At 61.9% G+C, this 19,952-nt stretch carries 20 protein-coding genes; 18 read left to right on the top strand and 2 right to left on the bottom strand.

From position 1 onward, the window contains the following. Positions 1–129 precede the first annotated feature (129 nt). The 6 genes from pilG to PSH96_RS27425 all read left to right on the top strand — a co-directional run bounded on the left by pilG (position 130) and on the right by PSH96_RS27425 (position 9,977). Positions 130–537 (top strand): twitching motility response regulator PilG, encoded by a 408-nt coding sequence (pilG, locus tag PSH96_RS27450; RefSeq protein WP_010564379.1) that lies wholly within the window; start codon positions 130–132, stop codon positions 535–537. Positions 538–583: 46 nt separating this feature from the next. Next, on the top strand, positions 584–949 hold the full coding sequence (pilH, locus tag PSH96_RS27445) for a twitching motility response regulator PilH (RefSeq protein WP_017139442.1): 366 nt from the start codon (positions 584–586) through the stop codon (positions 947–949). A gap of 12 nt (positions 950–961) precedes the next feature. Further along, positions 962–1,486: a chemotaxis protein CheW gene (locus PSH96_RS27440; protein ID WP_305456361.1), complete on the top strand. Its 525-nt coding sequence runs from the start codon at positions 962–964 to the stop codon at positions 1,484–1,486. After that, entirely contained in the window at positions 1,483–3,534 is a 2,052-nt protein-coding gene (locus tag PSH96_RS27435) for a methyl-accepting chemotaxis protein (protein ID WP_305456359.1), read from the top strand. Before PSH96_RS27440 ends, PSH96_RS27435 begins: the two co-directional genes overlap by 4 nt. A 160-nt stretch (positions 3,535–3,694) precedes the next feature. Then, positions 3,695–9,529, top strand: coding sequence for an Hpt domain-containing protein (locus PSH96_RS27430; protein WP_305456357.1), 5,835 nt, complete (start codon positions 3,695–3,697; stop codon positions 9,527–9,529). Next, positions 9,522–9,977: a chemotaxis protein CheW gene (locus PSH96_RS27425; RefSeq protein ID WP_065912199.1), complete on the top strand. Its 456-nt coding sequence runs from the start codon at positions 9,522–9,524 to the stop codon at positions 9,975–9,977. Before PSH96_RS27430 ends, PSH96_RS27425 begins: the two co-directional genes overlap by 8 nt. Before the next feature lie 135 nt (positions 9,978–10,112). On the opposite strand, the gene PSH96_RS27420 is transcribed toward PSH96_RS27425, so the two are convergent. Beyond that, entirely contained in the window at positions 10,113–10,400 is a 288-nt protein-coding gene (locus tag PSH96_RS27420) for a HigA family addiction module antitoxin (protein ID WP_020301914.1), read from the bottom strand. 14 nt (positions 10,401–10,414) lie between these two features. Then, positions 10,415–10,693 (bottom strand): type II toxin-antitoxin system RelE/ParE family toxin, encoded by a 279-nt coding sequence (locus PSH96_RS27415; RefSeq protein WP_305456354.1) that lies wholly within the window; start codon positions 10,691–10,693, stop codon positions 10,415–10,417. 376 nt (positions 10,694–11,069) lie between these two features. Between PSH96_RS27415 and PSH96_RS27410 the strand changes: the two genes are divergently transcribed. The 12 genes from PSH96_RS27410 to madM all read left to right on the top strand — a co-directional run bounded on the left by PSH96_RS27410 (position 11,070) and on the right by madM (position 19,860). Then, entirely contained in the window at positions 11,070–11,297 is a 228-nt protein-coding gene (locus PSH96_RS27410; protein ID WP_305456352.1) for a DUF6124 family protein, read from the top strand. A gap of 154 nt (positions 11,298–11,451) precedes the next feature. Further along, positions 11,452–12,081 carry a nucleotidyltransferase domain-containing protein gene (locus PSH96_RS27405; RefSeq protein WP_305456350.1) on the top strand — a complete coding sequence of 210 codons (630 nt, stop codon included), beginning with the start codon at positions 11,452–11,454 and terminating at the stop codon, positions 12,079–12,081. Then, complete coding sequence (locus PSH96_RS27400; protein WP_305456349.1) at positions 12,044–12,478, top strand: hypothetical protein; 435 nt, start codon at positions 12,044–12,046, stop codon at positions 12,476–12,478. Before PSH96_RS27405 ends, PSH96_RS27400 begins: the two co-directional genes overlap by 38 nt. Positions 12,479–12,738: 260 nt before the next feature. Further along, positions 12,739–14,409 (top strand): malonate decarboxylase subunit alpha, encoded by a 1,671-nt coding sequence (gene mdcA / locus PSH96_RS27395; protein WP_305456347.1) that lies wholly within the window; start codon positions 12,739–12,741, stop codon positions 14,407–14,409. Further along, the gene (locus PSH96_RS27390) at positions 14,410–15,243 is read left to right on the top strand and encodes a triphosphoribosyl-dephospho-CoA synthase (RefSeq protein ID WP_305456346.1); all 834 of its coding nucleotides are present in this window, start codon (positions 14,410–14,412) and stop codon (positions 15,241–15,243) included. Next, a complete protein-coding gene (locus PSH96_RS27385) occupies positions 15,243–15,542 on the top strand; it encodes a malonate decarboxylase subunit delta (protein WP_056857713.1) in 300 nt (99 codons plus the stop codon). The genes PSH96_RS27390 and PSH96_RS27385 overlap by 1 nt, the downstream gene beginning before the upstream one ends. After that, positions 15,535–16,377: a biotin-independent malonate decarboxylase subunit beta gene (locus tag PSH96_RS27380; RefSeq protein ID WP_305456345.1), complete on the top strand. Its 843-nt coding sequence runs from the start codon at positions 15,535–15,537 to the stop codon at positions 16,375–16,377. The genes PSH96_RS27385 and PSH96_RS27380 overlap by 8 nt, the downstream gene beginning before the upstream one ends. Next, on the top strand, positions 16,374–17,144 hold the full coding sequence (gene mdcE / locus PSH96_RS27375) for a biotin-independent malonate decarboxylase subunit gamma (RefSeq protein ID WP_305456343.1): 771 nt from the start codon (positions 16,374–16,376) through the stop codon (positions 17,142–17,144). Before PSH96_RS27380 ends, mdcE begins: the two co-directional genes overlap by 4 nt. Beyond that, positions 17,138–17,734 carry a malonate decarboxylase holo-ACP synthase gene (locus tag PSH96_RS27370; RefSeq protein WP_305456342.1) on the top strand — a complete coding sequence of 199 codons (597 nt, stop codon included), beginning with the start codon at positions 17,138–17,140 and terminating at the stop codon, positions 17,732–17,734. The genes mdcE and PSH96_RS27370 overlap by 7 nt, the downstream gene beginning before the upstream one ends. After that, positions 17,731–18,630: a malonate decarboxylase subunit epsilon gene (gene mdcH / locus PSH96_RS27365; protein ID WP_305456341.1), complete on the top strand. Its 900-nt coding sequence runs from the start codon at positions 17,731–17,733 to the stop codon at positions 18,628–18,630. The genes PSH96_RS27370 and mdcH overlap by 4 nt, the downstream gene beginning before the upstream one ends. A gap of 67 nt (positions 18,631–18,697) precedes the next feature. Further along, positions 18,698–19,090, top strand: coding sequence for a malonate transporter subunit MadL (madL, locus tag PSH96_RS27360; RefSeq protein ID WP_099488469.1), 393 nt, complete (start codon positions 18,698–18,700; stop codon positions 19,088–19,090). Positions 19,091–19,095: 5 nt separating this feature from the next. Beyond that, positions 19,096–19,860, top strand: a complete 765-nt coding sequence (gene madM, locus PSH96_RS27355) for a malonate transporter subunit MadM (protein WP_056857769.1) — start codon at positions 19,096–19,098, stop codon at positions 19,858–19,860. Positions 19,861–19,952: the final 92 nt, after the last annotated feature.

Genomic DNA, 19,952 nt, shown 5'->3' with positions numbered 1-19,952 from the left:
CGGAGACTGTGCTAAAAAGACTGCCACGGCGCAGCAGCCCTTGAATTCCAAGGCTTGCGGCGCTCATCCTGTGCAACATCAGGCAGTACACACCGAAAACCGATTCGCTGTGGCGATGGTAGAGCAGATATGGAACAGCATTCCAACGCCTTGAGAGTGATGGTGATCGACGATTCAAAAACGATCCGCCGCACGGCCGAGACGCTGTTGAAGAACGTGGGCTGCGATGTGATCACGGCCATCGACGGTTTCGATGCCCTGGCCCGGATTGTTGATCATCACCCGCACATTATCTTTGTCGACATCATGATGCCGCGCCTGGATGGCTACCAGACCTGCGCCCTGGTGAAGAACAACCCGGCGTTCAAGTCGATCCCGGTGATCATGCTGTCGTCCAAAGACGGCCTGTTCGACAAGGCCAAGGGGCGCATCGTCGGTGTCGATCAGTTTTTGACCAAGCCTTTCAGCAAGGAAGAACTGCTGGGTGCAATCAAGGCTTACGTGCCTGGGTTCGCCGCAGTAGAACAAGCACACTGACGCCGCCTCACAAGGGCCGGCGCCGACCAATGTAGTGGGGAAAACCATGGCACGCGTTCTGATCGTCGACGATTCGCCGACTGAAATGTACAAACTCACCGGCATGCTCGAAAAGCATGGCCACGTGGTGCTCAAGGCCGAAAACGGCGCGGACGGCGTGGCCCTGGCCCGTCAGGAAAAACCCGACGCCGTGCTGATGGACATCGTGATGCCGGGCCTCAACGGCTTCCAGGCAACCCGCCAGCTGTCCAAGGAGCCGGAAACCAACGGCATTCCGATCATCATCATCACCACCAAGGATCAGGAAACCGACAAGATCTGGGGCGCGCGCCAGGGTGCCAAGGATTACCTGACCAAGCCGGTGGACGAAGACACCCTGATCGCCACCTTGAACAAGGTACTGGCCGGCTAAAGGCTCGCGATCATGACCGAGTCGCAAACCGCCTTCGAGCTGCTGCTGGACATCGACCGCCGCTGCCGCCTGCTGGCCGCCGACCTGCCGTCCCAGGAAGCCCGCCTGCATCGCTGGAGCGGGATTGGCTTTCGCCTGGGCCCCCACTGGTACGTGGCGCCGATGGGCGAAGTCGCCGAAGTGCTGCATGAGCCGCGTTGTACGCTGATGCCCGGCGTCAAGCCGTGGGTCAAAGGCGTGGCCAACCTGCGCGGGCGTTTGCTGCCGGTGATGGACCTGGGCGGTTTTCTTGGCCTGGAACTGTCCAAGGCACGCAAGCAGCGGCGGGTGCTGGTGGTCGAGTACAACGACCTGTTTGTCGGGCTGCTGGTAGACGAGGTGGTAGGCATGCAGCATTTCGCACAAGACGCATTGTTGGTGAGTACTGCTCCAGCCGCGCCGTTTATCCAGGGCGAGTTCGACAGCGATCAGTTGTGGCAAGTCTTCAGCCCCTTCGCTCTGGCCCAGGCCCCGGGCTTCATGGATGTTGCCGCATGACCACCGTCATCACGCCCAAACCCCAGGCCGCGTCGCGCAGCCGCTCACAGATCATCGTGCTGTTTATCGCACTGATCGTGTTCATCATGCTGCTGTTTGCCAACTTCGCGTACCTCAACACCCAGTCCACCTATGACAAGCAGTACATCGGCCACGCCGGTGAGCTGCGTGTGCTGTCCCAACGCATCGCCAAAAACGCCACCGAGGCCGCTGCCGGCAAGGCCGCCGCGTTTAAATTGCTGGGCGATGCGCGCAACGACTTTGCCCAACGCTGGGGCTACCTGAAAAAAGGTGATACCGACACCGGCCTGCCCGCCGCGCCCAGTGCGGTTCGGGCGGAAATGCGCGCGGTTCAGACCGACTGGGAAGCGCTGCTGAAAAACACCGACGCGATCCTCGCCAGCGAGCAAACCGTGCTGTCCCTGCATCAAGTGGCCGCGACCCTCGCCGAAACCGTGCCGCAATTGCAGATGGAGTCGGAAAAGGTCGTTGATATCCTGCTGCAACGTGGCGCACCGGCCAGCCAGGTAGCGTTGGCGCAACGCCAGTCGCTGTTGGCTGAGCGCATTTTAGGCGCGGTCAACACGGTGCTGGCGGGCGACGAAACCGCCGTGCAGGCCGCTGATGCTTTTGGTCGCGATGCCAGCCGCTTCGGTGTGGTGCTCAACGGCATGCTCAATGGCAACCCGGGCTTGCGCATTACCCAGGTTGAAGACCATGACGCCCGCGCGCGGCTGGCGGAAATTTCGGAGCTGTTCGAGTTTGTCTCCGGCTCCGTGGATGAAATCCTCGAAACCTCGCCGCAGCTGTTCCAGGTACGGGCCTCGGCGAGCAATATCTTCAACCTGTCGCAAACCCTGCTCGATGAAGCCTCGCACTTGGCCACCGGGTTTGAAAACCTCGCCAGCGGGCGCAGTTTCGACACCATTGGCGGGTATGTGCTGGGTTTGCTGGCGCTGGCCTCGATTATTCTGATCGGCCTGGTGATGGTGCGCGAAACCAACCGCCAACTGCATGAAACCGCCGAGAAGAACGAGCGCAATCAGAACGCGATCATGCGCCTGCTCGATGAAATCGAAGACCTGGCCGACGGCGACCTCACCGTGACCGCCTCTGTCACCGAGGACTTCACCGGCACCATCGCCGATTCCATCAACTACTCCGTGGACCAACTGCGCGATCTGGTCGCCACCATCAACCTCACCGCCGGGCAAGTGGCCGGTGCGGTGCAGGACACCCAAGCCACCGCCATGCACCTGGCCCAGGCTTCGGAGCACCAAGCCCAGCAGATCGCCGAAGCCTCTACGGCGATCAACCAGATGGCGCAGTCCATCGATCAAGTGTCGGCCAACGCCGCCGAATCTTCGGCCGTGGCGGAGCGCTCGGTGGAAATCGCCAACAAGGGCAACGAGGTGGTGCACAACACCATCCATGGCATGGACAACATTCGCGAACAGATCCAGGACACCGCCAAACGTATCAAACGCCTGGGCGAATCTTCCCAGGAGATTGGCGACATCGTCAGCCTGATCGACGACATTGCCGACCAGACCAACATCCTCGCCCTCAACGCCGCCATCCAGGCGAGCATGGCCGGTGACGCCGGGCGCGGTTTTGCGGTGGTGGCCGACGAAGTACAGCGGCTGGCCGAGCGCTCATCCGCCGCCACCCGGCAAATCGAAACCCTGGTGCGGGCGATTCAGGCCGACACCAACGAAGCGGTTATCTCCATGGAGCAGACCACCACCGAAGTGGTGCGCGGCGCGCGGCTGGCCCAGGACGCGGGCGTGGCGCTGGAAGAGATCGAAGGCGTGTCGAAGACCCTGGCGGCGTTGATTCAAAGCATCTCGAATGCGGCGCAGCAACAGACCTCATCGGCGGGGCAAATTTCGCTGACGATGAATGTGATTCAGCAGATCACCACGCAGACGTCGTCGGGTTCTACGGCCACGGCGGAAAGCATCGGCAACCTGGCAAAAATGGCCAGCCAGTTGCGCCGGTCGGTATCGGGTTTCACCCTGCCGCCGCCTAAACAGGCCGATGATTGAAATGCTATCTGATGTGGGAGCTGGCTTGCCTGCGATAGCGGTGGGTCAGTTGCATAGGTATCAACTGACAGTCCGCCATCGCAGGCAAGCCAGCTCCCACAGGTGATCTCCATTGTTTTTTGGCAACACCAGCAACTCATAAATTTTAAGCGGAGCAGTTATGGTTGATCGGCACGACTACGTGGCCCTCGAATGGGTCAAGGGCGACATTGCCGAAACCCTGAAACAGGCCCGTTCGGCGCTGGATGCGTTTGTCGAAACCCACGACAGCGACGCCATCGCCGAGTGCCTGGCCGCCATCCACCAAGTGCATGGCGCGCTGCAGATGGTCGAGTTTTACGGCGCAGCCCTGCTCGCCGAAGAGATCGAAGAACTCTCCCTGGCCCTGCAAGCCGAGCGCGTCGGCCAGCGCGATGAAAGCATCCGCCTGCTGCAACAAGCCCTCAGCCAATTGCCGTTGTATCTGGACCGCGTACACAGCGCCCGCCGCGACCTGCCGCTGGTGGTGTTGCCACTGCTCAACGACCTGCGCAGCGCGCGCGGCGAAAGCCTGTTGTCGGAAACCAGCCTGTTCAGCCCGCAACTGCTGTCGATTGCACCGTTGCCCGACGAAGCCCTGGCCCAGCGCGCAGTGCCAGAACTGCACGAACAACTGCGCCAGTGGCACCACCTTTTGCAACAAGCCTTGGCCGGTCTGCTGCGCGAAGACCATGGCCCGAGCAACCTGGAAGACATGGCGCGCGTGTTTGCGCGCCTCGAAGCGCTGTGCCAGGGCGCTCCGCTGTTGCCGTTGTGGCAAGTCACCTCGGCGCTGGTCGAAGGCATGCTCACTGGCGTAATCGCCAACAGCCCGGCGCTGCGCAGCCTGCTCAAGGCCAGTGACAAGCAACTCAAGCGCCTGCTGGCCCAGGGTATTGGCGGTATCAACCAGCCTGCGCCCGACGAATTGCTCAAGAGCCTGCTGTTTTATGTGGCCAAGGTCACCCGGCCGACGCCGCGCATGCAAAGCCTGAAGGAACGTTATGGCCTGGATGAGGCCTTGCCCGACAGTGCCGTGGTCGACGCCGAACGGGCGCGCCTGGCTGGGCCGGATCGCAATGCCATGGGCTCGGTGCTTGGCGCATTGTGTGAGGAACTGGTGCGGGTCAAGGAGCGCCTCGACTTGTTCGTGCGCAGCGACCGCCAACACACCGACGACCTGGATGCGCTGCTGGCGCCATTGCGGCAAATCGCCGATACCTTGGCCGTGCTGGGCTTCGGCCAGCCGCGCAAGGTGATCATCGACCAGCTCGCCGTGGTGTTGAGCCTGGTGCAAGGTCACCGCGAACCCAATGACGCCGTACTGATGGACGTCGCCGGCGCCTTGCTCTACGTCGAGGCCACGCTGGCGGGCATGGTCGGCACCGTTGAACCGGAAAGCCGCGAAGAAAGCCGCCTGCCCACCACCGACCTGACGCAGATTCATCAACTGGTGATCCGCGAGTCGTGCCAATGCCTGCGCCAGGCCAAAGAACTGGTGATCGACTGCATCGAAGCCGACTGGGACCGCCAACGCCTGGAATCGCTGCCGGAGCTGCTCAGCCAGGTGCGCGGCGCCTTGGCGATGATTCCACTGCCACGCGCAGCGAGCCTGATGCGCGGTTGCACCGATTACGTCGACGAACAGTTGATGGTCAACGACGCGCCGCCGACCCAGGCGCAGTTGGCGCATTTTGCCGAGGTGATCAGCAGCCTTGAGTACTACCTGGAACGCATGCTCCAGGACTCTGACGCCGCGGGCGAACGCGTGCTGGAACTGGCCACCCAGGGCTTGGCCGCGCTGGGTTACCTGCCCGCCGAGAAACCCTGGCGTCAGGCGCTGGTTGCGCCAGAGGGTGCATTGTCGGCCGACAGCACGCCGAGCCAGTCCCAGTTCGATGCCTTGGCAAGCCCCATCACGCGCTTGAACCCACCGGCGCTGCATCGCCCCGGCAGTTTGCTGCCGCCGCCGGCCGATGAAGAACCCATCGACGATGAACTGCGTGAAGTCTTCCTCGAAGAGACCGACGAAGTCCTCGACGTGCTGCACCGCCACCTGCCCAATAGCGCCGACAAAACCGCCCAGGGCGAAATGCGCCGGGCCTTCCATACGTTGAAAGGCAGTGGCCGCATGGTCCGCGCGCTGGTGCTGGCCGAGCTGGCCTGGGCCGTGGAAAACCTGCTCAATCGCGTGCTCGAACGCAGCGTGGCCCTCGACCCCGACGTGCAACACGTGCTGGATGAAGCGGTGGCCCTGCTGCCCGAATTGATCGCCGACTTCGCCACCGACGACCAACACCAGCGCGATGAAGTCGACGCCCTGGCTGCCCGTGCCCATGCCCTCGCCAGTGGCAGTGCAACAGAGACCAGTGGCAGTGCTAAGGCCGAGCCTCACGACCCGATGCTGCTGGAGATCTTCCGCAACGAAGCCCAGAGCCACCTGGAGAGCATCAACCACTTCCTGCAACAGGCCGCCGAGCATGTGCCGCTGCAAGTCAGCGATGAGCTGCAACGCGCCCTGCACACCCTCAAAGGCAGTGCCTACATGGCCGGCGTATTGCCGATTGCCGAACTGGCGCGGCCGCTGGATCACCTGACCCGTGAGTACAAGGCCCACCGCCTGCCGCTGGACCTGGACGAAGTGGAACTGCTGCTGGAAGCCGAAGGGTTGTTCCAGCGCGGCCTGCGTCAACTGGACAGCGACCCGCTGGTGCCGATCAAAGGTGCGCCGGACCTGATCAGCCGCACCCAACGCCTGCTCGACCAACAACTGCAAGCCTTGCTCGATGCGCCGAACACGGGCCTGCGCATCAAACGCGACCCGCAGTTGATCGCCAACTTCCTGGCCCAGGGCATGGACATTCTGCTCGACGCCGAAAGCCTGTTGCGCCGCTGGCAACAGCATCCCGGCGAACGTCAGGAACTCACCGCGCTGCTGGACGAGTTGACCACCTTGGGCGAGGGCGCGCATATCGCCGACCTGCACAGCATCGACGAACTCTGCGAAGCCTTGCTTGACCTCTACGGCGCGGTGGAGGAGAGCAGCCTGGCGGTCAGCGAGCGGTTTTTCCACGAGGCTGAACAGGCCCATGACGCGCTGATCAACATGCTCGACCAGTTGGCGGCGGGGCAGGAAATCAGCCCGGCGCCGGCGCGGGTGCAGGCCCTGCGCGAATTGCTCGATGAAGCCCTCGACCCGTCGGCCACCGGCCTGATCAAAAGCAACGGCAGCCGTACACTCAGCATCGCTGAATTGGGCGCGGCCACGGCGCAGTTGAGCCAGGACACGGCGATGGACGATGAGATCGTCGAGATCTTCCTCGAAGAAGCCGTGGACATCCTCGACAGCGCCGGGCAGTCGCTCAAGCGTTGGCTGCTGGAGCCCGACAGCGCCGCGCCGTTGTCTTCATTGCAGCGAGATTTGCACACCCTCAAGGGTGGCGCGCGCATGGCCGAAATCGGCCCGATTGGCGACCTCGCCCATGAGTTGGAAGGCCTCTACGAAGGTTTGGTGGACCGCCGTTACAGTTACTCCACTGAGTTGTCCCAAGTGTTGATGGCCAGTCACGAGCGGCTGGCCTTGCAGCTGGATCAACTGCAAGACCAACAACCCCTCAGCGACTCCAGCGACTTGATCGCGCAACTGCGCGAGTTGCGCCACAGCAGCACGCCCGCGGCCCCGGTCGCAGCCCCCGAAGTGGCGACGGCCGACCCCGAGTTGCTGGAAATTTTCCTTGAAGAAGCCGCCGATATTCTCGACAGCTCCGGCAGCGCGCTGGTGCGTTGGCAGGCCGAGCCGAACAATCGCCAGGAAGTGGAAACCTTGCTGCGCGACCTGCACACCCTCAAGGGCGGCGCGCGCATGGTCGAAATCGGGCCGATTGGCGATCTGGCCCATGAGCTGGAGTTTCTCTACGAAGGGTTGTCGGCCGGTTTGCTGGCGCCGTCGCCGGAACTGTTTTCGCTGCTGCAAGGTTGCCACGACCGCTTGGCGCAGATGATCGATGCCGTGGCGGACGGTTTACCGGTGGGCTCGGTGGACAAGCTGATCGAGCGGATCAAGAGCCTGGTACACCCGAGCGATGAGCCGCTGGCGCCGGTTGCACTGCCCGTCGGTAAGGCCGAAGCGGCGGTCGACCCGGCTGCGGACATGGTGAAAATCTCCGCCGATTTGCTCGATGATCTGGTCAACCTGGCCGGCGAAACCTCGATCTTCCGGGGGCGCATCGAGCAGCAGGTCAATGATGCGCGCACGGCCCTCAACGAGGTCGAAACCACCATCGAGCGCATGCGCGACCAACTGCGCCGCCTCGACAGCGAAACCCAGGGCCGTATCCTCAGCCGTCAGCAGGCGGAGGCCGAGCGCTTGGGTTATGAAGAATTCGACCCGCTGGAAATGGACCGCCACTCGCAGTTGCAGCAACTGTCCCGTGCGCTGTCCGAGTCCGCTTCCGACCTGCTGGACCTCAAGGAAACCCTCGACCGCCGCAACCAGGATGCGTACAACCTGTTGCAGCAACAGGCGCGTATCAACACCGAGCTGCAAGAGGGTTTGATGCGCACCCGCATGGTGCCGTTTGAACGCATGCTGCCGCGCCTCAAGCGCATCGTGCGGCAGGTGGCGCAGGAATTGGGCAAGGACGTGGAGTTCGTGGTCGGCAATGCCGAAGGCGAGATGGACCGCAACGTGCTGGAGCGTATGGCCGCGCCGCTGGAACACATGCTGCGCAACGCCGTCGACCATGGCCTGGAGTCCCGCGAAGCACGTGTGCTGGCGGGCAAACCGGAAAAGGGTCGTATCACCTTGGACCTGACCCACGAAGGCGGCGATATCGTGTTCGACATGCGCGACGACGGCGCCGGCGTGCCGCTGGACGCGGTGCGGCGCAAGGCGATCAAGCGCGGCCTGCTCGGCCCCCATCAAGAGATCAGCGACCGTGACGTGCTGCAGTTCATCCTGCAACCGGGCTTCTCGACGGCGGAGAAAATCACCCAGATTTCCGGGCGCGGCGTGGGCATGGACGTGGTGCACGAAGAAGTGCGCCAGCTTGGCGGCTCGATGGTGATTGACTCCACGCCCGGAGCGGGCGTGCACTTTCGTATTCGCCTGCCGTTTACCGTGTCGGTCAACCGGGCGCTGATGGTGCAGTGCGCGGACGATCAATATGCGATCCCGCTCAACACCATCGAAGGCTTGGTGCGTGTGCTGCCCCACGAACTGGCCGGGCACTATCAGCAAGACCCGCCGCGTTATGAATATGGCGGCCAGCGTTACGAATTGTTCTACCTTGGCGACCTGCTGCATACCGTCAGCCGCCCGAAATTGCTCGGCCAATACCAGCCGGTGCCGATGCTGCTGGTGCACTACAACGAACGGCGCGTGGCGGTGCAGGTGGATGCCATGGTCGGTACGCGGGAGATAGTGGTGAAGGGCCTGGGGCCGCAGTTTGCGGGCGTGCAGGGCTTGTCCGGCGCGACCATCCTGGGTGATGGCCGCGTGGTGCTGATCATTGATCTGCTCGCGCACATCCGTGCACGCCAACCGACCTTGCCGGCCCAGGCGATCGACGCGCCGCTGATCCTCAACGACCCGCTGAAAAAGCGCCCGCTGCTGGTGCTGGTGGTGGACGATTCGGTCACCGTGCGCAAAGTCACCAGCCGCCTGCTGGAACGCAACGGCATGAACGTGCTCACCGCCAAAGACGGCGTCGACGCTATCGCCTTGCTCGAAGAACACACCCCGGACCTGATGCTGCTCGACATCGAAATGCCGCGCATGGACGGCTTCGAAGTGGCGATCCAGGTGCGCAACGACCCGCGCCTGATGCGCCTGCCGATCATCATGATCACCTCGCGCACCGGCCAAAAACACCGCGACCGCGCCATGGCCATCGGCGTCAACGACTACCTCGGCAAGCCGTACCAAGAGTCGGTGCTGCTGGAAAGCATCGCCTACTGGAGCAAGTCCCATGCTTGACCACCGCACCAGCCAACTTACCGGATTGTTGTTACCCCTGGCCGACCGGCATCTGGTGTTGCCCAATGTGGCCGTGGCCGAGCTGATCGACTTCCAGCGCGGCGAACCGGCCAGCGATGCGCCGCCGTGGTACCTGCGGCAAGTGACCTGGCGCGACCGGCAAATACCCCTGATCAGCTTTGAAGCGGTGTGCGGCGAAGCGATCTTGACCGCCGAGCGCTCGCGCATCGTGGTGCTGAATGCGCTGGGCGGGCGGCCGACGTTGAAGTTTATTGCGCTGGTGATCCAGGGCATTCCCCGCTCGTACAAGCTCGACAGCGAGTTGAGCTACGTAGACGTGCCACTGTGCCCCCTGGAACTTGCGGCGGTGCAGGTGGGCGAGCATGTGGCGAAGGTGCCGGATTTGATGGGGTTGGAAGCGTTGTTGGTCGAGTCCGGCCTGGCCTGAACCCAAGCCTTGTGGAGTTCCAATGTGGGAGCTGGCTTGCCTGCGATAGCGGACTGTCAGCCGACAACTTCATAGCTGACCCACCGCCATCGCAGGCAAGCCAGCTCCCACACTGAATGTGTTCGGCTCAAGACCTCAATCAATCCGCGCAAACCGCTCAATCACTGGCTGCTCCCGATGCTCGGCCTGCCACAAATCGTAGGCACTTTGCATCGACAACCATAGCTGCGCGGTACTCACACCAGCCCGCTCCAACCTCACGGCAAGGTCTGGGCTGACAGGCGCATGCCCATGCAAGATCCTTGAAAATGTCTCGCGGGCAAAGCCCAGGCGTCGTGCCATTTCGGTGATGGTAATGCCCAAGGCCGGGATCACATCTTCAAGCAGGATTTCACCTGGGTGAGGTGGGTTGTGCATACCCATATCGATACCTTTACTCAGTGGTAGTCAAGATAATCGACCAGTTCAACTTGGTCGTCGAACATTCGAAAAATGATGCGCCAGTTACCACTTATGCTGACGGACCAATAGTTGATGAGGTCGCCTTTCAATCGATGGAAGCGCCATCCGGGCAGATCCAATGCTTCAGGGTGTTCAGCTTTGTCCAGAATAAACAGAACGCGGCGCAAGCGTTTTGCGTGATTTGCGTTAATGCCTCTGGTTGAACCGGACTCATAGAAGGCCTTGAGCCCCTTATGTTTCCAACTGACGATCATGGCGCGATTGTGATGTGATACATCACACTCTGCAATGGTCTTTTATCGGGTTTAACGGTCGGATTCATGATGTCTGTCCGTGGCACGATTCGGACGGGAAAGGCTAGAGAGGCTGGTTCCGAGCAACAACCTGAAAAGTCTGTCGGAGCATTCCTGGCGGCCTGTCGGAATGATCAAGCTAGGAGGGTGCCTTCGGATTTTTCCTGCAAGATTTCGGGCTGTGCATGAACTTGTTGTGGGTAGTCATGGCGGCTAGTCTTCGTCCCGTCATCGAAAAACGGTGACACGGACGTGCAAGTCCGAGAAATCTGTTTAGGCGCCTAAAACGCCTAGATCCAAAGGCGTTCCTCAATGATTCGTTTAGGAACTGCACATTATGTCGAATTCGACCTCGTCCCATCTCTTCACCGTACACCCTAACCAAAGCGCCGAAACCCTGTTGGCCAATGCCAGTGAAACCCTTGCATCGCTAAATGCCATGACCTGCAGTCTGGCCTTTGAGCTGAATACTTCCCAGCGCGCAATCATGCTCGGAATTCAGCAAATGGCAGAGCTGAGTCAGCTGTTGGTCGATAGAGCACTGGAACAAGTCAGCCCTGCCTAAGCGTTCCCGAAAAGGGACCGCTATCTAACTAGCACCACCGAACACATGTGGGAGCTCTGTGCGGCAGCCTGAAAGTAGCCGCAGGTCGCGGATGACTTGATCGTTCCCAAAAAGGGACCTATCGTTCCCTTTTTGGGACTCTTTGGCCGCAGCCATGCAAACCTTGCCGCTCAGCACCGCACTCTTCACCAACACCCAGCAAAAAGTGCTGGGCCTGCTGTACGGCAAGCCCGGGCAAAGTTTCTACACCAATGAAATCGCACGCTCGGCTCAAGTGGGCAAAGGCAGCCTCACCCGCGAGCTGGAGCGTTTGCAGCTGGCGGGCATCTTGAGCATGACGCGCCAAGGCAATCAGACCCACTACCAAGCCAACCCCCAATGCCCGATTTACTCGGAGTTGTTGGCCATCGTGCGCAAGACCCTGAGCCTGGACGAACCCTTGCGCAATGCATTGGCACCATTCGCCGAGCAGATAACCTGGGCTTTCATCTACGGCTCCATTGCCAAGGGCGAGGCGCACTCATCCAGTGACATAGATCTGATGCTGATCGGCCAAAGCCTCAACTACAGTGAAGTCATGGAGCAGCTCATGCCGCTGGAAGAACAGCTGGGCCGCACCATCAACCCGACGCTTTACACCCCTGACGACTGGACCAGCAAATGGAATGCCGGGAACAGTTTTGTGCAGCGGGTCGTGCAGCAGGACAAGATCAATCTGATGGGGGGCAACCCTCAGGAGTCCATGGATGGACAGCAAGGCAAACCTGGAGAACCTGCAACGTAGCGGTGGCTTGAAGGCTGAGCCACCGGATCGCAAAGAGTGTGATGGGCTGATGCGCTCGGCGCGGGATCGGTTGAGGGATGCAGGTAACCCGCAGTTAGCATTCGCCAGTCGTTTCGACTTGGCGTACAACGCCGCCCACGCTATCGCGCTCACAGCTCTGCGCCTGCGCGGGTATCGCTCGGACAAACGCTATTTGGTTTTTCAATGCCTGATTCATACCGTCGACGCCAATAAGGTGCAGGTGAGGTTATTGGCGCTGTGTCATGAGCGCCGCAACCTGGCGGAATATGAAGGATATATGGATGAGGATGAGGCGTTGCTTGGGCAGTTGATGGAAGGCGCGACGATGCTGCTGGGCAAAGTGGAAGAAGTGTTGGCTATTCATCGGTGGGAATGACGCGAGCCCTCGCAACACCGTCAATCAAATGTGGGAGCTGGCTTGCCTGCGATGGCGGACTGTCAGTTGACCTATCCACAGCTGACCCACCGCCATCGCAGGCAAGCCAGCTCCCACCTTTTAATGTTCATTTGGCTTGAATACAGCAGCCACTGGTATTTCATTACTCCAACCGTAACGATCCACCGCTGGGCTTGATTGATGCCCCCCACATTCACTCCTAAGGTACAGCCCACGACAGCAAACCTCGTGGAGCGACCATGACAACAACCAACACCCCCGATTCGCGCTGGACGCGGCGGCGCGACGAGAAGCAGCGGCGGCTCGGGCTGGTCAAAAAGTACGCAGACGGGGCGGTGTTGCCCAGTGACAAAATCGTCGAGGCGCTGGAAGCGCTGATCCTGCCCGGCGACCGCGTGGTGCTGGAAGGCAACAACCAGAAGCAGGCCGATTTTCTCTCGCGCTCACTGGCCAAGGCCGACCCGGCCAAGCTCCACGATTTGCACATGATCATGCCCAGTGTCGGCCGTTCCGAGCACCTGGACCTGTTTGAAAAGGGTATCGCGCGCAAGCTGGATTTCTCCTTCGCCGGCACCCAATCCCTGCGCATCAGCCAGTTGCTCGAAGACGGCCTGTTGGAAATCGGCGCGATCCACACCTACATCGAACTCTATGCACGGCTGGTGGTGGACTTGATCCCCAACGTGGTGCTGTCCGCCGGTTTCATGGCCGACCGCGCCGGTAACATCTACACCGGCGCCAGCACCGAAGACACGCCGGCGCTGATCGAACCCGCCGCGTTCAGCGACGGCATCGTCATTGTGCAAGTCAACCAGTTGGTGGACGACGTCACTGACTTGCCCCGCGTCGACATCCCGGCGAGCTGGGTGGATTTCGTGGTGGTGGCCGACAAGCCGTTCTACATCGAACCGCTGTTTACCCGCGACCCGCGTCATATCAAGCCGGTGCATGTGCTGATGGCGATGATGGCGATCCGTGGCATCTACGAAAAACATAATGTGCAGTCGCTCAACCACGGCATCGGTTTCAACACTGCCGCCATTGAGTTGATCCTGCCGACCTACGGCGAGTCCCTGGGCCTGAAGGGCAAAATCTGCCGCAACTGGACCCTCAACCCGCACCCCACCCTGATTCCCGCGATTGAAAGCGGCTGGGTGGAAAGCGTGCATTGCTTTGGCACCGAACTGGGCATGGAAAACTACATCGCCGCCCGCCCGGATGTGTTCTTCACCGGCCGCGACGGCTCGATGCGCTCCAACCGGATGTTCTGCCAACTGGCCGGCCAATACGCGGTGGACCTGTTTATCGGCGCCACTTTGCAAGTGGACGGCGACGGCCACTCCAGCACCGTGACCCGTGGCCGTCTTGCCGGTTTTGGTGGCGCGCCGAACATGGGCCACGACCCACGCGGCCGCCGCCACGGCACGCCGGCCTGGCTCGATATGCGCCACGATGACGCGCCTGAGGCTTTACTGGAACGCGGCAAAAAGCTTGTGGTGCAAATGGTCGAGACCTTCCAGGAAGGCGGCAAACCCACCTTCGTCGAAACCCTCGACGCCGTGGAAGTGGCGCGCAAAAGCGGCATGCCGCTGGCGCCGATCATGATCTACGGCGACGACGTTACTCACCTGCTTACCGAAGAAGGCATCGCCTATCTGTATAAGGCGCGCTCGCTGGAAGAGCGCCAGGCGATGATCGCCGCCGTTGCAGGCGTCACCGCCATCGGTATGCGCCACAACCCCAAGGACACCGCGCGCATGCGCCGCGAAGGCTTGATCGCCTTGCCCGAAGACTTGGGGATTCGTCGCACCGACGCCACCCGCGAGCTGCTCGCCGCCAAGAGCGTGGCCGACTTGGTGGACTGGTCCGGTGGCCTGTACAACCCGCCCGCCAAGTTCAGGAGCTGGTAAATGCGCGCCCTCAAACTGCATGAACTGAGCCTCGCCGATCGCCTGGCGGATATGGCCGTGGATGCCTTGATTGATGAGGCTGACCTGTCGCCCAAACCCGCATTGGTAGACCGTCGCGGCAATGGCGCCCATAGCGATTTGCACCTGGGCCTGATGCACGCCTCGGCGCTGTCGTTGTGGCCGATGTTCAAGGAAATGGCCGAAGCCGCGCTTGAGTTTGGTGAAGTCGGCTTGCCCTTGCGCGAAGCCCTCGGGCGTATCGGTCGAGAAGGTGAGCAAGCCATGCTCGCTACCACCCATGGCGTGAACACCCATCGCGGCGCGATCTGGGCACTCGGCTTGCTCACTGCCGCAGCGGCTCTGGCACCACGCGCGATCACACTGACGGCGGCCAAACTGGCCTTGCTCAACGACCGTTACGCCCCACAACCGCTGAGCCACGGCGCGCAAGTCGCGCAGCGCTACGGCGCACGCGGCGCCCGTGAAGAAGCGCAATTGGGCTTCCCTGCCGTGGTGCAACGTGGCCTGCCGCAGTTGCACAAAAGCCGCCGGCAAAACGCCGGTGAACAGAATGCGCGGCTGGATGCCTTGCTCGCGATCATGACCGACCTGGCCGACACCTGCGTGCTCTACCGTGCCGGCACCGAAGGCCTGTACGCCATGCAACGCGGCGCCCAGGCGGTGCTGGATGCAGGCGGCAGCGCGAGCCTCGCCGGGCGCCGCCAACTGCACGAACTCGACCAGCAACTCCTGGCCCTGAATGCCTCGCCAGGCGGCGCCGCCGACCTGTTGGCCGCCTGCCTGTTTATCGACCGCCTCGACGGAGCGTTGTGATGGAAACCTTATCCTTTGAATTCCCCGCCGGGCAGCCGCCCAAAGGCCGTGCGCTGGTGGGTTGCGTCGGCTCCGGCGACCTGGAAGTGCTGCTGGAACCGGGCACGCCCGGCACGCTGACCATCCAAGTGCAGACCTCCGTGAATGGCGCCGAGCAACGTTGGCAGCACCTGTTCGAACGGATCTTTCAGGAACACACGCCGCCGGCCTTGAAGATTGATATCCACGACTTCGGCGCCACCCCCGGCGTGGTGCGCTTGCGCCTGGAACAGGGTTTCGAGGAGATCGGCCATGACTGATTTACTCAACAAGCACAGCTTCGTCGAACTCGGTGCCCGGCAGCGGGCCAAGGCGCTGCTCGACAGCGGCACTTACCGCGAACTGATCGACCCGTTCCAGCGCGTAATGTCGCCGTGGCTCAGCCGTCAAGGCGTGGTGCCGCAAGCGGATGACGGCGTGGTGATCGCCAAGGGCAGCATCGCCGGGTTGCCGGTGGTGATTGCTGCCATTGAAGGCAATTTCCAGGGCGGTAGCCTCGGTGAAGTGGGCGGCGCGAAAATCGCCGGTGCCCTCGAACTGGCGGCTGAAGACAACCGCAACGGTGTTCCGACCCGTGCCGTGCTGCTGCTGGAAACCGGCGGTGTGCGCTTGCAGGAAGCCAACCTTGGGCTGGCGGCGATTGCCGATATCCATGCGGCGATTGTCGACCTGCGCCAGTACCAGCCGGTAGTCGGCGTGGTGGCGGGCAGTGTTGGTTGTTTTGGTGGCATGTCCATCGCCGCCGGTTTGTGCAGTTATCTGGTGGTCACCCGCGAAGCACGCCTGGGCTTGAATGGCCCACAAGTGATCGAGCAGGAAGCGGGCCTGGAAGAGTACGACTCCCGCGACCGGCCGTTTATCTGGAGCCTTACCGGCGGCGAGCAGCGTTTTAACAGCGGCTTGGCCGACCGTTATGTGGCGGACGATGCGGCGCAGATCCAACAGACCGTCAGCGTTTTGCTGCAACAGGGTTTGCCCGAGCAACAGCGCAGCCGTCAGATCGACTTCTACCTGGCGCGCCTTACCGAGCTGGACGCAACGCCGCAAATAGACCCCGCGACGGTGCGCGACCTGTATCAAGGAGATCGCCCATGAGAGGCTTGCAGTGGTTCAACGCATTGAGCGCCGGTGCAACGCCTGTCGAAGGGTTGCCGGACTCTTTGAAGGTTGCAGACGGCGTAGTGGGTGAGCGGGCCGTGCGTTTTATTGCCGTGGTCACCGACGCGCAAAATCGTTTCCCGCGTGCGCGCAACGGCGAAGTCGGTTTACTGGAGGGCTGGGGCCTTGCCAAGGCTGTCGACGACGCCATCGAGAAGGGCGACAAACGCCCCATCATCGCCATCGTCGATGTGCCGAGCCAGGCCTATGGCCGTCGCGAAGAAGCCCTGGGCATCCATCAGGCACTGGCCGCCGCCGCCGACAGCTATGCCCGCGCTCGCTTGGCCGGGCACCCGGTGATTGCGCTGCTGGTGGGCAAAGCCATGTCCGGTGCGTTTCTCGCCCACGGTTATCAGGCCAACCGCATGATCGCCCTGCGTGACCCTGGCGTGATGGTGCACGCCATGGGCAAAGCCTCGGCGGCGCGGGTGACCTTGCGCAGTGTGGAAGAACTCGAAGCCTTGGCCGCCAGCGTGCCGCCCATGGCCTATGACATCGACAGCTACGCCAGCCTCGGTTTGCTCTGGGAAACCCTGTCGGTCAGCCAGATTGAACAGCCCACGGCGGACGACGTGACGCGGGTCAGCGATTGCCTGTTGCACGCCATTCAAGATATCCACAGCGCGGATCTGAAAGGGCGCCTGGGTGCGAGCAATCGTGCTGCCTCAAGCCACGTGCGCCAACTGCTGCGGGAGCAATGGTGAACGCCCACGACTTGCTTTGGGGCATGACCCCGGCGCATCTGCCCGCTGACGCGCCAGCCTGGGTGCGGGACGTGATCAGCGCCGGTCACCCGGTGGTGGTGCGTCGCGCCCTGGGCGAGCCGGGTTACGTGGCTGTCGGTGTGCGCGGGCGCTTGCGTGAGCAGCGGTTTGCGGCGGTGATGCCCATCGTCGCGGTGCAGCAGCGGGTGACGCCGCAAGACTTGCGCAGTGTGATCTCGTTAAGGGATTTGCCGGCACTGCGCGCACTGGATCAACTGCGCCCGGTGTTGGCGCAACAAGACTGGGGCGTCACCGGCAGTGCAGGTTTCGAGCTGGCCAGCGGCATTGAAGCATTGCATGCCAAGAGTGATCTGGATTTGATGCTGTGCACGCCCGAGCCACTTGAGCGCATCGCTGCACGCCATCTGCTGGCGTTGTTGGACGCGGCCGAATGCGCCGTCGACCTGCAACTGCAAACCCCGTTCGGCGCTGTCGCTTTGCGCGAGTGGGCAGGTGAATCACGCCGGGTGCTGCTTAAAACCACCCACGGCGCGCACCTTGTGCTCGACCCCTGGCAGGCCGTGGCATGAGCAGCCTTCTGGTATTTCCAGGGCAGGGCGCCCAGCGCGCGGGCATGCTGCAAGCGTTGCCTGCCCACGTCCTGGAAGAAGCCAGTGATGCACTGGGCGAAGACGCAAGCCTGCTCGATTCGGCCCAAGCCCTGGCCAGCACGCGTGCCGTGCAACTCTGCCTGTTGATCACTGGTGTGGCCCACGCCCGCCAATTGCAACACACGCCCGATTACGTGGCGGGCCTGTCCATCGGCGCTTACCCGGCAGCCGTCATGGCCGGTGCGCTGGAGTTTGCCGATGCGGTAAAGCTGGTGAGCCTGCGCGGCGAACTGATGCAAAACGCTTACCCACAAGGCTTTGGCATGACCGCGATCATCGGCCCGCAGTTATCCACAGTCGAAACGCTGCTGGCCGAAATCCACAGCCCGCAAACCCCGGTGTACCTGGCCAATATCAACGCCGACAACCAGACCGTCATCGCCGGCAGTGACGAAGCCATGCAGCGTGTCGCGCAACGCATCAAAGGCAACGGCGTGGCCAAACGCCTGGCCGTGAGCGTGCCATCCCATTGCGTGCTGCTGAATGAACCCGCCGAGGCATTGGCGCAGGCGTTTGTAACGCTCAAGGCGCCACGCATCACCTACCTGAGCAGCACCCGCGCGCGACCTATCCACAACCCCGAGCAACTGCGCGACGACCTGGCCTTCAACATGTGCCGCATTGTCGACTGGCGCGGCACCGTGCAAAGCGCCTACGAGCGCGGTGTGCGCCTGCAAATCGAGCTGCCGCCTGGCGCGGTACTCACCGGCCTGTCCCGGCGTGTCTTCGAGCAAGGCAGCGCAATCGCCTATGAAGGCGCACGCCTGGACACCTTGCAGGCCCTGCTGCAAGAGGAGGAGCGCCGCCACCGATAAAGCAGCACCCAAGGCTTTCGAAGCACAAAAACAACAATTTCGATGAAGCACTTTGAGGACTACAACAATGATTATTTACGGTGTGGCGTTTCTGGCGCTGTGTACGTTGATCGGTTTGTTTATCGGTGAGTTGCTGGGCAAATGGATGGGTATTCCGGCCAACGTCGGCGGGGTGGGTATCGCCATGTTGCTGTTGATCGGCCTCGGCAGTTACCTCAGTAAACGTGGGCTGTTTACCGGAAAGTCGGAGCAGGGCGTGAGCTTCTGGGCGGCGGTGTATATCCCGATTGTGGTAGCGATGGCGGCCCAACAAAACGTGTACGGCGCGATCAAGGGCGGGCCTATGGCAATACTGGCCGGCACGCTCGCCGTAGTGCTGGGATTTGCCCTGGTACCGGTGTTGGTGCGCATCGGCAACCGTGAGCCAGTTGCGGCTGTTCCCACTAAAGAAGCCGGGTGATCGCCATGTACGAATCCATGATGAAAGTGATCACCGGCTACGGCCTGATCAGTGGTTTTGCGGTGATCGGCCTGACCATGTGGGTGTCCTATTGGATCTCCGACACCTTCACTAAAGGCCGTCTGCACGGTTCGGCCATTGCCATTTTGCTCGGGCTGGTGCTGTCGTATGTGGGCGGCGCGTTTACCGGCGGCGCCAAGGGTGTTGTGGATATTCCGTTGCTGTCGGGCATCGGCTTGCTGGGCGGCGCGATGCTGCGGGACTTTGCCATTGTTGCCACGGCGTTTGGCGTGAGTGTGGATGAACTCAAGCGCGCCGGTTATGTGGGCGTGCTGGCGCTGTTTGTCGGCGTGGGTTCGTCGTTCGTGGCTGGCGTCGGAGTGGCGATGGCGTTTGGTTATACCGATGCAGTGAGCCTCACCACTATTGGTGCGGGTGCGGTGACCTACATCGTTGGCCCGGTGACTGGCGCGGCGATTGGTGCCAGCTCCGAGGTCATGGCATTGTCGATTGCCGCCGGGTTGATCAAGGCCATTCTGGTGATGGTGATGACGCCGTTTGTAGCGCCGTTGATCGGGCTGAATAACCCACGCAGTGCGGTGATCTTCGGCGGGCTGATGGGCACGTCCAGCGGTGTGGCAGGTGGCTTGGCGGCAACTGATCCGAAGCTGGTGCCCTATGGTTGCCTGACGGCAGCGTTTTATACGGCGCTGGGGTGTCTGCTGGGGCCGTCGTTGCTGTTTTTGTTGATGCGCGGGCTGGTGGGTTGACCTGAACCGGCCTCATCGCAGGCAAGCCAGCTCCCACATTTTGACCACATTCTCATGTTAGAGCGCGGTTAAGTGTGGGAGCGGGCTTGCTC

It is taken from the genome of Pseudomonas sp. FP2338 (assembly GCF_030687515.1).
GTDB classification, from domain to species: domain Bacteria; phylum Pseudomonadota; class Gammaproteobacteria; order Pseudomonadales; family Pseudomonadaceae; genus Aquipseudomonas; species Aquipseudomonas salomonii.
The sequence above is the reverse complement of the archived record's forward strand: the minus strand, read 5'-3'. Positions and strand labels throughout refer to the sequence as shown.